This is a genomic window from Bacillota bacterium (assembly GCA_024653485.1).
Classification (GTDB): Bacteria; Bacillota; SHA-98; order UBA4971; family UBA4971; genus UBA6256.
This window is the reverse complement of record JANLFY010000013.1, coordinates 14,419-28,891: the sequence shown is the minus strand read 5'-3', so window position 1 is coordinate 28,891 and position 14,473 is coordinate 14,419. Positions and strand designations below refer to the sequence as shown.

Sequence of the window (14,473 nt, the reverse complement as noted above, 5' to 3'; positions counted from 1 at the left end):
TCAGGGACATGAAGCGAATGAACATGGTTAGGCCTGGGAGCCTGCGTCTTGAGGACGTCCCGGCACCGGCGCCGGGCGAGGGCGAGGCGCTCGTCGAGGTGAAGGTCGTCGGAGTGTGTGGGTCCGACGTTCACGCTTTCCGTGGCAAGCACCCGTTTATCTCGTGTCCGATAGTGCCAGGGCATGAGTTCTCGGGCATTGTCCGGGACGTCGGCCCTATCGGACGTGGCGCGGAGTTGGGCGCGCGAAAGGCGACGGCGACAGGGATAATAACAGAGATCGTCGAGGCGGATGCGCTGAAGGCGGCTGATCGGCAGGCGGCTGCTCAGAAGGCGACCGAGCAGAGGGAGGCCGCGCAGGAGGCGGCCGACCAGGCCGCGGATAGGTCAGCAGCGGGCAGCGTGAACGCGTCAGCGGCGTCAGCCGAAGCCGCTAGAAAGCTCATTGGTAGGCCCGTGACCGGACTGCCGTCGCTCGTGTGTGGCACGTGCTATAACTGTAGGCACGGCAGGTACAACATCTGCGCTTCCCTGCGCGTAATAGGGTGCCAGGCTGACGGTGCGTTAGCGGAGTTCGCGCGCGTTCCGGCCGATTTCCTGGTGCCCCTGCCGGAGGGGCTTTCGTTCGAGGACGGGGCAATGATAGAACCAGTCGCCGTGGGCGTCCACGCGGTGAGGCGGGCCGGTGCCGGTGTGGGCGGCGCGCGCGTGTTGGTGCTGGGCAGCGGCACTATAGGGCTTGCCGTCGTCCAGGTGCTCAAGGCATACGGGGCGCGCGAGGTCATAGTCACCGATGTAAACGAACGGCGTCTCGAGCTCGCCCGCAAGCTGGGCGCGGACCACACGATAGACGTGCGCGAGGTTGACCCTGTGACAAGGATTCACGAGCAGTTCGGACGCGACGGCGTCGATCTCTCGTTCGAGTGCGTCGGCATCGGTTCCACGGTGCGTCAAGCCATCCTCGCTAACCGGAAGGGCACGAGAGCGATCGTGGTGGGGGTCTTCGAAGAGGAAGTGCCGGTTCCCATGGGCTTGGTCCAGGACAGGGAGATCGAGCTAGTAGGCAGTCTAATGTACACCCTTGATGACTTCTCCGAGGCGGCAAGGCTTGTCGGGGAGGGGCTCGTGCGCGTGGCTCCTCTTGTGACCCATAGGTTCCGCTTCGAGGAGGCGCAGCGGGCGTTCGAGACAGCGTCCGACCCAGCAAGTGGTGCGATGAAGGTGCTGATCACGATCTAGCGCGGCTGTCGAGACACGACCGAGACACGAGTGCCACGCGGCACCCGGCCCGGCCGGGCCGCTCGCGTTGTTTGGGGGAGTAGATGATGCGTTGATCGACGTAGTAACGATGGGAGAGCTTCTCATAGACTTCGTTTCGGTCACGACCGGGACGTCTATCAAGGACGCGCCGGCGTTCACGAAGGCTCCGGGAGGCGCCCCGGCGAACGTCGCGGTCGGAGTGAGGCGGCTCGGCCGCACGTCTGGCTTCATCGGCAAGGTTGGCAGGGATGATTTCGGCCTCTTCTTGGGTGAAACCCTCGCTAGGGAAGGCGTCGACACACGTGGAGTGAGGTACGAGGACAAGGCCAGAACCATGCTGGCCTTCGTTTCGCTTCGGCCTGACGGAGAGCGCGAGTTCATGTTCTACAGGCATCCCAGCGCCGACATGCTTCTCGATCCCGGCGAGGTCGACGCGAGCGTCATTCGAGAGGCTAGGGTGTTCCATCACGGATCCATCTCACTCATAACGGAACCCTCGCGCTCGGCGACGCTGGCTGCTGTGGAAGCGGCTCGAGCTTCCGGAGCGTTGGTGTCTTACGATCCCAACCTGCGGCTCCCGTTGTGGCCCACGCCGGACGAGGCGCGCGCAACCATTCTCGCTGCCGCCCGTTGGGCTGACCTCATCAAGGTCAGCGAAGAAGAGCTGGCCTTTCTCACGGGCGCGGATGACGTGGCCGACGGCGTTCGAAGGCTGCGTCGCGCCGTGCCGGCAGAGTGCGCCATAGTTGTGACGCGCGGGCGGCTCGGGTGCGCGCTCGCCGTCGGTGGCCCTTCGGGCCGCTCCGAATGTGGCGGCTTGTGGCTAGAAGTCCCGGGGTTTGACGTCCGAACGGTGGACACGACCGGCGCAGGCGATGCCTTCGTCGCCGGCCTCTTGGTGGGTCTCGTGGATGAGGCTGCCGCCGCGACCTCGATCGTGGGGGCGCAGGCTGCGAGCGCCGGCGTCGCCCCGAGAGAGGGCGTGACCCCGAGACAGGGCGTCGCCGAGGTTGTCGGCGACGCTGAGCCGGTCTCGCGTGGCGTTGCGAGCAGCGGCGGTCGCGGAGGCATCGATAAGACAAAGACAGAGAGGGCGATGATGACGCCCACATCCGGAGTGTCGCTCCGTATGTTTTGCGAGGCCCAATGGCGCCGGGCGCTCACGCTCGCGAATGCGGTGGGTGCACTGTGCACCACGAAGCTGGGCGCCATTCCGGCACTTCCTACGATGGATGAGGTGCGGACGTTCCTCGCAAACGTGTCGAATGAGCGCGCCGGTCGCAATGTGCCGACGAACGCTTTGGATGAGTGAGAGGGCGGCTTTCAGCGCTCTCGTTGAATGAATGGGCGAGCCTATGTTGCGAGCGCCTTGGACGAATGAACGAGCCGTTCTCAGTTCTCAAAGGCAGTAGAAAGGCAGAATTGCATGAATGCATGAATGAGCCCGCGCTACCGTCGCTAGGAGCGTAGCCGATGGGCGTCTCGTAAGTGAGCGTGTCGATCTCGCGAGCGCGTGAGATGACCGCATTGAAGAACTTGAAGGACGTGATTGAGATGTACGGAACTTTCGGCAAGATGTCGGCTGCCGTGTTCCGGGGGCCGGGACAGATTGACCTCGAGCTGCGCGATGTTCCCTCGCCGGGGCCGGGTGAGGTCCTGGTTCGCGTGGAGGCGTGCGGGGTGTGCGGCACGGATTTCCACATATTCCGAGGCGAGGCGCCGGCGAGGCCGCCCGTCATCCTCGGGCACGAGTATTGCGGAACGGTGGTCGCTCTGGGCACGGGAGTCGCGGGCCTGGAGCCCGGCGACAGGGTGGCGGTTGACCCGAACATGGCTTGCGGGCGGTGCCACCATTGCGGGCTGGGCAAGGTCCACCTCTGTGAGTCCTTGGAGGCGCTAGGCGTCACCGTGGATGGGGGGTTCTCAGAGTATTCCATCGCTCCCATCGCGCAATGTCACGTCATCCCAGCCCACATGTCAGCGGTCCAGGGAGCGTTTGTGGAGCCCGTAGCATGCTGTGTCCATGGCATCGACCTGGCCGGCATAATGCCGGGCCACACCGTAGTAGTGCTTGGCGGAGGCACCATCGGACTCATCCTTCTTCAGCTCGCCAAGAGGAGCGGAGCGACGACTCTCATCGTGAGCGAGCCTGCGCCGCGAAAGAGGGAGCTTGCGCTGGAGTTTGGTGCGACCCTCACCGTTGATCCCGTGTCATCGGACCTGGAAGAGCAGGTGCGCGTGGTGGCGCCTGCCGGCGCTGACGTGGTGATTGAGGCGGTCGGACGACCGGAGACCGTTGAGGCGGCCGTTCGGATCGCCGCTAGAGGCGGCTGCGTGTTGCTCTTCGGCGTTGCTCCGGAGAGCGCGAGAATGACGATAAGTCCATTCACTATCTACAAGAAGGAACTCCGACTCCAAGGGTCTTACGTCAACCCGTTTACCTTCTCAAGGGCTATATCTCTCCTCGCGCACGGCGCGGTAGACGTCGAGCCGTTAGTGGAGAGGATCGTTCCCCTGGACCGTCTGCCCTCTGTGCTGTCCTCCGGCCCCTCAGGCGGTGGCGCGAAAACCCTCGTGAGCATGGATGCGCGGCGCGACTGAACTAGCCAAGTGACGGCGAGGCCTCGGCGATGCCGATGACGAGAGACCGGTGCCACTCACGGTGAACGACGTCATTTCCCCTGTTGACAGGCAAGGCGTGAGCTCGTAGAATGGAAGTGAGAATGATTCTCAGTCTTGTCAACAGGATCAGTGACTGGGTGCAAGATTGAACGCGCATTGAACGCGCACTGGACATACATTGGACATGCGCTGGACACGCGCTGGACACGCATTGAAAGCGCCGAGAAAGAAGCAGGGAGTGGGGGACCAGAAGTGGTGGGAGGAAACACACGGCTGATTTCTCTAGTGAACGCACGCGCAGGTGAGACAGTCCAAGTCGTGGAGATCCTCGGAGGGCACGGCTTGGTGGCGCGTCTCGAGGCATTGGGTATCAGACAGGGGGCTGAGCTTCGGAAGGTAAGTTCGCTGTTCCTGCGTGGGCCGGTCACCGTAGAAGTCCACGACACAAAGGTGGCGATGGGGTACGGCATGGCAAGCAAGGTGCTGGTCAGGCCGATCGATAGGGCCGGCGAGGGCAGCGGGGCCGGCGGGACCGACGACGCCAACCAATCCAGCCACAACGCCAACCAATCCAGCCAGGCCAGTCAAGGCAGCCATCCTCTCCAGGACCGTCAAGGCGGGCGCGCACCCGACTCCAATGGGTGCGGATCCCTCCCACGAGGATGTGGCTCCCGCGAGCAAGCGCGCCAAGGCAAGCGCGCCGCCCTACCGAAGAGCACAGACGAAGAGCACGGAGCCAGCAGCAGCAGCGGAGTGCGCGCAATGGCGAGAGACGCGAAGGCCGCACTGAGGCCAGGGGGTGAAGGTGCATGAAGATCCTCCTGATGGGCAACCCGAACGTAGGCAAGAGCGTTGTCTTCTCGCGCCTCACAGGCACTCAGGTGATTACGTCCAACTATCCCGGCACCACCGTCGAATTCATGAAGGGCGTGACACGTCTGAGGAGCGGCGAGAAGGCGGAAGTCATCGACGTCCCGGGGACATACAGCCTTGAGCCTACATGCAAGGCCGAGGAGGTGGCGGTCACCCTGCTGGACAGCCTCGAGGATGGAGATGTCGTCGTGAACGTGGTCGACGCAACTCACCTGGAGCGCAACCTCCACTTGACCCTCGAGCTGCTTGAGAGGGAGGTTCCGCTGGTCGTAGCGCTCAACTTGTGGGACGAAGCACGGCATGAGGGAATCTCCATCGATGTGGACAAGCTGCAAGCCTTCCTCGGAGTGCCCGTCGTTCCGACGGTGGCCCTGACGGGAGAGGGCGTGGACGTGCTGCTCGATAGAATCGGCGAGGAGGGGGCGCGCCGCTCCGGTCGCTCCGGACCCGGACCGCAGGTCAGGAAACGAGTCGGGCCCGCCGAAGGAATGGCAGCTGAAGTCGGGGACAAGGGCGTGGGTGCGGGGGTTCGGCCGACGGCTGGCGCAGGAGCGCGTGAGCGGGTGCGTTCGGACGATAGAGCTTCAGCTGCGGGAGTCGGCACAGAAGGTGGCGCGACCGCAGACGCGGGCCTTGGAGCTAAGGCTGGCGCCACGAGCATTGCGGGCGCCGCGGTGGGCAAAGACGCGAGCGGCGCTACGATGGGGAGAGGCAGAGTAATCGTCCCGCGCCGCTACACATCCGTCTACACCTCCGGGCACGCGTGCCTTGCCGGACACACGTCCCTTGCCGGACGCGCGTCCTTTGCCGGGCCTGCCGCGCAATCGTTGCATTCGCCGGGACAGCCGGCGGGCCACACGCCAGCGCGAGCCGGCGGTCCTGCGTCTGCCGAGCGCGCGAGCGATACGCTGACGACCGACGAACGCTGGGCTGAGGTTGGCCGCATCACCCGAGAGGTGCAATCCATCGCTCATCGGCACCACTCTGTGCGCGACATCCTCGAGGACACCAGCATGAGGCCGGTCAGCGGGATTATCATGGCGGTGGCGGTGCTGTCTCTCTCGTTCGTGGTCATCCGCTTGATCGGAGAGGGCCTGATCTCGTACGTGTTCGATCCGGTCTTCGAGAGCCTGGTAAGACCTCTTGTCATGAAGCTCGATGCCATGCTGAGTCCCGCTGGGTTTGTCAGAGGTTTGCTCATCGGCCACCTCGTCGACGGACGAGTTGACTTCGTGGAATCCCTAGGCCTTCTTACAACAGGGCTGTACGTGCCGATCGCGATGGTGCTCCCATACGTGCTGGCGTTCTACGTGGCGTTGAGCATCCTGGAAGATGTCGGATACCTCCCGCGCCTGGCGGTGCTATTGGACAGTCTCATGCACGTTTTGGGCATGCACGGTTATGCGGTCGTTCCCACGATCTTGGGCTTGGGATGCAACGTCCCTGCAGTCTTGGCCACGCGCGTCCTTGAGAGCAGACGGGAGAAATTCATAGCCGCGACGACGCTGTCCATTGGCGTGCCTTGCATGGCCCAGAGCGCGATGATCGTGGGGCTCGTCGGAAGACATGGCGGCTCGTACCTTGCGTACATCTACGGAACCCTGTTCGTGCTGTGGCTTTCGCTCGGGCTGGTGCTCAACTCGGCGCTGCCTGGTCAGAGCCCGCCCCTGCTCATCGAGATCCCCCCGTATCGATTCCCCTACTTGCGGGGGCTCGCAAAGAAGATCTGGATGCGTGTGCGGATCTTCCTTGCCGACGCCGTGCCCTATGTGCTGCTGGGCGTCATCATCGTGAACTTGCTGCACACATCCGGGCTCATGGAAGCTTCCACAAGGCTTCTCGCGCCGGTCTTGAGCGGGCTGCTGGGCCTCCCGCCGGAGGCAGCCGTTGCCGTGCTCATGGGATTCCTCAGGAAGGACGTGGCCGTGGGCATGCTCGGGACGCTCGGCATGAGCGCCCGCCAGCTTGCGGTGGCGAGCGTCGTGCTAACGGCTTTCTTCCCGTGCGCAGCGACATTCGTCGTGCTCCTTAGGGAGCTTGGGACGGCAGACATGGCAAGAGCCGCGGCCATCATGGTTGTGGCGGCGCTTGGGGCCGGCACCGCGCTGAACCTCGTCCTGTCGGGGGCGGTCTCCGCCGTTCTCGTGCTCGCGGCGGTTTCGGTCTTGGTAATAGTGGCCTGGCTCCTTAGGCGTCGCGCCCGAGCCGAGGCCAATGCTTGAAAGATTGAAAGATTGAACCCTTGAACCCTCGAGCCCTTTAACCCTCGAGTCCTCGAGCCCTTGAACGCTTGAGCCCTCGAGCTTGAGGAGTGGGAGTGAGCCGTGGCCTCGACCTCGTGTTCAGCTTGCGAAGCGGCCAGGGCCGCCGGCATCCCGTACAGGAGTGAGCCACGAGTGCGAATCGGGAGCCTTCCCGCCGATGATGGCGAAGAAGGCGTCCTTGAGCCTGCGGGTGATCGGGCCCATCTCGCCATTCCCTACAGGGATTCTGTCCACGGAGCGCACGGGAGTTATCTCCGCAGCGGTTCCTGTGAGGAACACCTCGTCCGCAACGTACAGAATCTCCCTCGGCAGCGGCTGTTCCACGGCCGGAATTCCGAGGTCGCGCGCGAGCGTCAGGATGGTGTTCCTGGTTATGCCGTTGAGTATGGACGAGGCGAGCTGAGGGGTGTATATTGTTCCACCGCGCACCACGAAGAGGTTTTCGCCGGTAGCCTCTGACAAGAGGCCGTCGGTCCCGACTGCGATCGCCTCGTGGTACCCGTCTACCACGGCCTGCATCTTCATCAGCTGGGAGTTGATGTAGTTGCCGCACGCCTTGGCCAGTGGAGGCAGGGTGTTCGGAGCAAGGCGGTTCCATGAAGACACAACCACGTCCACGCCGTCGGCGCCCGCGCCCGCTGCAAGATAGGAGCCCCATCCCCAGACGGCGATCATGGTCTGCACGGGGACGCGAAGTGGGTTGAGACCCAGCTCGTGATATCCTCTGAACACCAACGGCCTAATGTAGCACGAATCGAAGCCGTTCCGCCTGACGGTCTCGATTATCGCCCGGGCAATCTCGTCCTGTGAGTAAGGGATGTCCATGCGGTATATCTTCGCGGAATCATACAACCGTGCCACGTGGTCGCCCAAGCGGAAGACGGCTGTTCCGGCAGGCGTCTTGTAAGCCCTGATTCCTTCGAAGACTCCCGAACCATAGTGCACGACGTGGCTCAGGACGTGGATCTTCGCGTCCTCCCACTTGACGAAGTCACCATCGAACCAGATGTAACTACCTTCCACCCATGCCATCAAGACATCACCTCATGCGGACACGTCGTGTCAGCGCCTCGGCAGGCAGGAGCCTTGCCGCTCCTTGACTGACGAGAGCCATAGAGTGGTCACCAAGGTTTCGGGAACGCGAGGACGAGACACCACGCTTCTTGTCGGCTGACACGGCTCGGTGCGAGTGGGTCAGCGAGCGCTGTGTGGCGCGCGTGGGTCGGCGCACGCTATGTGGCGCGGGTGGATTTGCTCGTGCGGTCCCGTTTGGCTTGGTCGGTCTTCCTCCTGTCTACAGTCGGGCTAGCGAGGACAAATGCACGTGTCGAGGTCCGAGCTAGCGCGGCTCGTGATCCGACAGGTGCGACTCACCGACTCACCAACCATCGCGACTTGCCGGCCATCTGCGTTCTGCCCTCTGCTGTCTACTTCCAGGGGTCCGGCACCCAATCACTGTTCTCTGCCGTTGCCTGCAATAAGCCCGGGGATCACTCTGGCTCCGAGTTATTACCGTAAGTGTATAAAGACTCATGTGCCGTGTCAAGGTCGCCTCGAGCGAAATCTCTCCGCAAGGCGCGAGCCGGCGTGACGCCGTGTCGTCAGAAGACTCGTCGCCCCAAAGGAACCTCCCGGTCTGGCTGAATGAGCGCGACCTCGCTCGCGTCACTGACGGCGACCCCGAGGACGAGCACCTCCGACAGGAAATCTGCGATCTGGCGCGGAGGGAAATTCGTGACGGCAATAACCAGTCTGCCCACAAGCTCGTCGGGCGAGTAGAGCTTCGTGACCTGCGCGCTTGATCGCCTGATTCCGTGTTCTCCGAAGTCTATCAGCAGCTTGTAGGCGGGCTTCCTCGCCTTGGGGAACCGTTCCGCCTTCACTATCCTACCCACGCGCATCTCAACCTTGTCAAAGTCATCGTACGTTATCTGGCCCATGCGTTCTCCCCTCCGTGTTGACCCGGTGGCGCCACCCTCACGGCTCGCCGCCCGCCGCTTGTTTCACCACTTATGCCCTTTCTGCCATTCTGCTGCGAATTCCTACCGTCAAGTCCAATGTGTTTTCGCAGTGTTCGAGGCTTGCCCGAAATGGCCACGTAATCATCGCGGAGGCGGTGATCATGGAGGCGGCCGACCAAGCTGGCCTCTCGCGTGCGTCGGCGCACCCAAGGGCGGGCGAGGCTGTCAGGGCGCTGTGAGAGATGCTCTCGTGGCGAGGGTTGAGCCTCTCACCTCTGTGGAGGCGCCTCTTGCCCCAGCCGCGTGCACTCAGCCACCTGGTGCGGCCGAGCATGGCGCTGGAGGGGCGGCACACGGCTTGTTACATATGCACGATTGCCGACTTCAAAGTCGCGCGCCAGTGGGACCGAGGCCGGGCAGATGCAGTGCAAAGGCTGACGGGGGAGGCCGACCACACACGACCACCCCTTTGGGCGGGGTTTACGGTCGAAGCGAAGCAAATGGGCCGGAGTGCCTGAGTGTGTACTTCCGATATGTGCTGGAATGTGTGGCAGAGAGGAGGATAGCAGGGTATGCATGTAGAAACGTGCCCCTATGCGTACCGCAAGCGGCTCCCATTAGGTACCGCGAGCGGTTCCCCTTGGAAGGGTGCGGATGGTTCATGAGATTGTCTGTGGTCGATACGGAGAGGTGTGTCGGCTGCCAAAGTTGCATGTTCGCCTGCGCACGGCGGCTGGGAGAGGGAGGCCTTGCCCGCGCTTGCATCGGGGTGAGGTCCATCGGAGGCATGGAGCGGGGGTTCACGGTCGTAGTGTGCAGGGCTTGCGACGACCCGCCCTGCGCAAGGGTGTGCCCCGTGGGCGCGCTCCGTGTCCGTGACAGTGGAGGCGTGCGACTGGATGAGGCGCGGTGCATAGGATGCGGTCATTGCCGGGACGCCTGCATAGTCGGCGCGGTCTTCTGGGACGACGAAACCGCCAAGCCCATGATATGCGTCCACTGCGGGTACTGCGCGAAGTTCTGTCCACATGGTGTGCTGAGCGTGGAACGGGCCCAGACGGCTGAAGGTGCGACGACTCGCGGGGTTGCTCGCACGCCAGCAGGTGGGGTCGCTTACGGCCTGTCGGGCGAGGCTTCTTGCGAGCCTTCGGACGACGCTGCTCATGGGCCATCGGACGAGGCTGCCCGCGAAGCAAGGAAGGGGACCCCGGACGCGAAAGGGGTTGGGGTATGTGATTAAGGCCGATCCTTTGGCGAACGTCCTCTACATAGATCTTTCGAGGAAGCGGCACTGGGTTGAGCGTCGGGAGGACCTCTTCGACCGCCACTTGGGCGGGGCGGGCGTAGCCATCGAACTTCTGCACGAAGAGTGTCCCAATGGCGCCGATCCGCTTTCCCCTGAAAACCCCATTGTGTTCGCAGTGGGGCCGCTCACAGGGTTGTTTCCTCTGGCTTCGAAGACCGTGGCCATGTTCAAGTCGCCGCACACTGGCAATCTCGGCGAGAGCCATGCCGGCGGGCGAAGCGCCGTCGCCATCAGGACGGCCGGCTACGGAGCGGTCGTCATCCGCGGCGCGAACGATCTCCCGGGCTATGTGGCCATTCATGGCGGCGACGTCCATTTCCGAGACGCCCGCACGCTTTGGGGCATGAGGAACAGCTTTACCGTCGGTCGCATCATTCGGGAGAGCGAGCCCGCGGCCGGGCTGCGCACGATCATGCGTATCGGCACGGCCGGCGAGAAGCTGATACCGTATGCCTGCGTCGCCACCGAGAGCTACAGACACTTCGGCAGGCTAGGGCTAGGCGCGGTTTTCGGCAGCAAGAAGCTGAAGGCGGTCGTGGTGTCGGGCAGACACTCGCTGCCCATAGCAGGGGCAAGGAGCGGCGAGCGCACGGGCGCGACAGGCATCAAACCTAGGGGCGGAGCCGAGGGCGAGGGCGGGGTGGTGGGCCGCGGCGGATCGGCGGAATACCGACGCGTGTACGACGAGATATACCAGGAGGCCGTCGCCTCGCCCGTCATGAAGAAATACCACGACCTCGGGACGCCCGAGAACGTCCTGCCGCTGAACGCCCTCGGCGGCCTGCCGACGCGGAACCTGAAGGACGCGAGGTTCGAGGGAGCCGACCGTATCTCCGGAGAGGCGCTGGCCGAACGTTACCTGGGACGCCGTCTTGCCTGCTCCCACTGTCCGGTAGGGTGCATTCACATCGCGGCCTTGCGTGAGCCTGACGAGAAGGAGCCGTACTTCTACAAGACCAGCATGATCTCGTACGACTACGAGCTCATCTACTCGCTCGGCTCGATGCTCGGTGGCTCTGACCCCGAGGGTCTCCTGAAGCTCATCGACCGCATCGAGGTTTACGGGCTCGACGCAATGAGCTGTGGAGTGGTGCTGGCGTGGGCGACGGAAGCACAGGAGCGCGGCCTCGTGTCCGAGGATGCGGCGGGCGGCCTGCGGCTTGCCTGGGGTGACTATCGTGCCTATCTCGAGGCGGTGAGGCGGATAGTAGAGCAACCGAACGAGTTCTACAGGGCGCTCGCACACGGCGTCGAACACGCTGCGTCAGCGTATGGCGGCCAGGATTTCGCCCTTGCCTTCGGAGGCAACGAGATGCCGGGTTATCACACGGGTCCAGGGGCGCACCTCGGGTTCCTCGTGGGCGCACGCCACAGCCACCTGGACAGCGCTGGTTACAGTGTGGACCAGAAGGTGCTGGTGAAGAAGCGGATCGGCCCGGACGAGCTTGCGCGCGAGATCCTGAAGGAGGAGCGCTGGAGGCAGGTCCTGTCCAGCCTCGTCGTGTGTTTCTTCGCCCGTGGCATATACACACCTGACACGACCGCCGCTGCCCTGCGCGTCGCCGGGTTCGAGTGCGGTCCCGAGGATCTCCAGAGGACAGGCACTGAAATACACAGGCGCAAGTACGCGTTCAAGTTGCGCGAGGGGTTCTCGTTCGACGCCCTCCGCATGCCGGGGCGCATCTTCGAGACGCCGAGCCCCGTCGGCGTGCTCGACGAGCCCTATCTCCGGAAGGCCGCCTGCAGCGTCAGGGCGGAAATCGGCGTCGACGACTAGGCCTGACTTCTATTCGACCCACTCGACCAAGTTGGGTTTAGGATCCATGATGGACTCATACTGTTGTCGGATGCCGTACCTCCCGTCTGGATCGAGTGTCTTGTACCTCCTGTACTTTGCCTCCCTGTCAGCGGGCGAAACCCAGCCGAAGTGCTTTACCCGCAAGTCCGAGCGTGCGCCTGGCAACAGCCCGATGTTGTTTGGAAGCCGACCACAGTGCAGCGGGGTCTCTTGCCACGTATACCTGAACTCAGGTTGGTACCGAACGAGGAAGATCCTGTACGTCTTGTGAGCCTGCCAGTATCGATCCTCACGATAGTGCGTCGTGTCCCAGAAATCGTATAGCCGGAACGAGTAATGGTCGTAGAACGGCTGGTCGATGAGGTCGCGGATGGCGGACCTGGCCCTGTCCTCGAGCATTTCGTCTGCGTCCAGTATCAGGATCCAATCCGGGTCGGTGCTCACCGTGAGCTCCCACTGTTGCCGCCTCAGCTCAACCTCGTTGTGAAAACCGGGCTTTGCGTTCGAGACGATCGTCGCGGGAATGCTGCTCAGCGCCCGCTTGCACACTTCGACAGTCTGGTCCTCGCTAGCGTCGTCGAGGATCACGGCGGCATCAACGTACTGCGCGGCGTGTTCGAGTACTCTCCGGAGGTACCTGTCCGCTTCGTTTCGAACTAGCATAGATAGGGTGAGCTTGTTCCCATGATACTTCGTGACCCTATTCCGCACAAAGTCCGGCAAGTCACGCTCGGGTGCTCTCGTGAACTCGACCCCTCTCACTAGCCACTTCGTTTCCCGTTCAGGTCTGGTTACGAGGATCCGGCAGTCATACAACTCACGGAAGTACTTGTCTTGCTCGACCCCGTGGGTCAAGGCCCGACCGGTCACAAGGGCCTCGGTTGCCTCGGAGTCTATCGCAGCCAAGGTGGAGCTCAATACCTCGGTCTTCGAGATGAGCCGGGATTCCAAGGAGCTTCTCAGCTCGCTTCCAAGACCTCTCAAGATGTGGGAGCGGTACTCAGGGTCAAGAAGCTCGATGCCTTCGTCAGGTCTCGGCTTCCTGAAATCAAAACTCCAGAACCGTTCGACCGCACTCTTCGTGACAGAGAGGATCCTGCTCACTTCTCCGCGTATCTCATGAGATTTCAGCAACGCCACGGCAGCTTCATGAACAGGAGCCGGCTCTGTGGCGCGATGGGCCTCTCTATAGCTCTTGACGAGTTCGAGGTCGGACTCCCTATAGACATGATAGGCAGGATAGCACGTGTCGACATAGAGCCTCAACCCAAGCGCGCTCGCTCGTATGCAGAAGTGTCTATCCTCTCCCCAGAAAGACACGTTGGGGACTTCCCTGAATGAGACGCCTTTCTGAAGAGCCTCTCTCGATATCAGTGTGCACGCGCCCAGTCCGCCCACTTCGTACAATCCGGGCGTCTTCAGGCACTCCAAGAACGCCTGAATCCTGGCCTGGGCCTCTTCCTCGGGAACGCGTTCCCCGCGAGCGTGTTCGAACAGAGTGTATTGATCTCGGAGCCAGACCTGGGGCAGGGGAGACGAGTCAGGTTGCCACTGTGTCCAAAACACCTCTGAGACAATCGGTTTCCCGCACGTGATGAGGTGTCGAACGGTATCTGGGTGGAGAACGAGGTCCGAGTCCACCAGGAAGAGGTAGTCATAGTCGCTCTCAAGAGCGAGCCGAATCATGCGATCCTTGTGCGCCGCGACCCTCCACACGAGGTCTTCGCTCCATCGGTGGGTCTGGTCATCACAGACATATTCCCCTCCACGTGCCTCGGCTGTACCAGCTGAGCTCTCCAAGATGAAAACTCGGCTGCCGTCCCGGCGGAACCCAGCAAGCATCGCGGATGAGTCTGGATTCTGGTTATCATCGACGAAGGCGAAATCAAGTGACATGCCTGAGATGTACAGCTCGGCCAGCGACCTGAGGAACTCGGTCAGGATGGCAGGTTTCTGATTCACCGGGCTCCCGACGAGCACTTTATGAGAAGCCAATTCCCCTCACGCACCCTCCCATCAGACTCGGATGTGCTGGCTCAAAACTGAGCCCGCCGGCCATGCCTGCGACAGTGCCACCTCAATGCGGCAGACTTGGGCCCAGCATTCGTGAAACACGTCGCCCGACGTGTGCGATGCATCTCCAAGCCAATGACCTTGCAACTGACGTGCCATTCGCGCGGCGCGCGCAACTGGAGCACGCCCAGAACGCGACAACGCTTCACATGTTGGGTCCCGACAAGAAGATAGCTGTCCGTGCGGGACATGGCTTGTGGGCAAGACCTGCACGCTGCTGATCCCAAATGTACCACCCGTTGAGCCGGTCACTCATGCCCGCGGTGAAGCGTGTGCTGCCATCGCCCCGCGTGATTCCGTTTCTTCCCGTTTCCACA

9 protein-coding genes and 2 pseudogenes are annotated in these 14,473 nt (G+C 62.7%); 8 read left to right on the top strand and 3 right to left on the bottom strand.

Features of this window, described 5'->3' with window-relative positions; all coding sequences use genetic code 11:
• The first annotated feature begins 8 nt into the window (after positions 1–8).
• The 6 genes and pseudogenes from NUW12_10375 to NUW12_10350 all read left to right on the top strand — a co-directional run bounded on the left by NUW12_10375 (position 9) and on the right by NUW12_10350 (position 6,976).
• Positions 9–1,238, top strand: a complete 1,230-nt coding sequence (locus tag NUW12_10375; GenBank protein MCR4403157.1) for a zinc-binding dehydrogenase — start codon at positions 9–11, stop codon at positions 1,236–1,238.
• Between the two features lie 91 nt (positions 1,239–1,329).
• On the top strand, positions 1,330–2,571 hold the full coding sequence (locus NUW12_10370; GenBank protein ID MCR4403156.1) for a PfkB family carbohydrate kinase: 1,242 nt from the start codon (positions 1,330–1,332) through the stop codon (positions 2,569–2,571).
• 215 nt (positions 2,572–2,786) lie between these two features.
• Positions 2,787–3,860, top strand: a complete 1,074-nt coding sequence (locus NUW12_10365) for a zinc-dependent alcohol dehydrogenase family protein (GenBank protein MCR4403155.1) — start codon at positions 2,787–2,789, stop codon at positions 3,858–3,860.
• Between the two features lie 276 nt (positions 3,861–4,136).
• On the top strand, positions 4,137–4,694 hold the full coding sequence (locus NUW12_10360) for a ferrous iron transport protein A (protein ID MCR4403154.1): 558 nt from the start codon (positions 4,137–4,139) through the stop codon (positions 4,692–4,694).
• A pseudogene (locus NUW12_10355) lies at positions 4,691–5,170 on the top strand (GTP-binding protein). Before NUW12_10360 ends, NUW12_10355 begins: the two are co-directional and overlap by 4 nt.
• A gap of 864 nt (positions 5,171–6,034) precedes the next feature.
• Positions 6,035–6,976 carry a hypothetical protein gene (locus tag NUW12_10350; GenBank protein ID MCR4403153.1) on the top strand — a complete coding sequence of 314 codons (942 nt, stop codon included), beginning with the start codon at positions 6,035–6,037 and terminating at the stop codon, positions 6,974–6,976.
• A gap of 120 nt (positions 6,977–7,096) precedes the next feature.
• Here NUW12_10350 and NUW12_10345 read toward each other — a convergent pair whose 3' ends face one another.
• Both NUW12_10345 and NUW12_10340 read right to left on the bottom strand, forming a co-directional pair.
• The gene (locus NUW12_10345; GenBank protein MCR4403152.1) at positions 7,097–8,050 is read right to left on the bottom strand and encodes a branched-chain amino acid transaminase; all 954 of its coding nucleotides are present in this window, start codon (positions 8,048–8,050) and stop codon (positions 7,097–7,099) included.
• 569 nt (positions 8,051–8,619) lie between these two features.
• Positions 8,620–8,958 (bottom strand): tRNA-binding protein, encoded by a 339-nt coding sequence (locus NUW12_10340; protein ID MCR4403151.1) that lies wholly within the window; start codon positions 8,956–8,958, stop codon positions 8,620–8,622.
• A gap of 682 nt (positions 8,959–9,640) precedes the next feature.
• On the opposite strand from NUW12_10340, the pseudogene NUW12_10335 reads away from it, so the two are divergent.
• Together NUW12_10335 and NUW12_10330 are read left to right on the top strand one after the other, a co-directional pair.
• Positions 9,641–10,027: pseudogene (locus NUW12_10335) on the top strand (4Fe-4S binding protein).
• Positions 10,028–10,211: 184 nt separating this feature from the next.
• Positions 10,212–12,062, top strand: a complete 1,851-nt coding sequence (locus tag NUW12_10330) for an aldehyde ferredoxin oxidoreductase family protein (GenBank protein ID MCR4403150.1) — start codon at positions 10,212–10,214, stop codon at positions 12,060–12,062.
• Between the two features lie 9 nt (positions 12,063–12,071).
• Here NUW12_10330 and NUW12_10325 read toward each other — a convergent pair whose 3' ends face one another.
• On the bottom strand, positions 12,072–14,078 hold the full coding sequence (locus NUW12_10325) for a glycosyltransferase family 2 protein (GenBank protein ID MCR4403149.1): 2,007 nt from the start codon (positions 14,076–14,078) through the stop codon (positions 12,072–12,074).
• Positions 14,079–14,473: the final 395 nt, after the last annotated feature.

What these genes read in the sequence shown, in the direction of transcription:
- NUW12_10375 (MCR4403157.1), top strand. Translation starts at nt 9, where the DNA reads ATGAAGCGAATGAACATGGTTAGGCCTGGGAGCCTGCGTCTTGAGGAC.
- NUW12_10350 (MCR4403153.1), top strand. Translation starts at nt 6,035, where the DNA reads ATGGTGCTCCCATACGTGCTGGCGTTCTACGTGGCGTTGAGCATCCTG.
- NUW12_10345 (MCR4403152.1), bottom strand. Translation starts at nt 8,050, where the DNA reads ATGGCATGGGTGGAAGGTAGTTACATCTGGTTCGATGGTGACTTCGTC.
- NUW12_10340 (MCR4403151.1), bottom strand. Translation starts at nt 8,958, where the DNA reads ATGGGCCAGATAACGTACGATGACTTTGACAAGGTTGAGATGCGCGTG.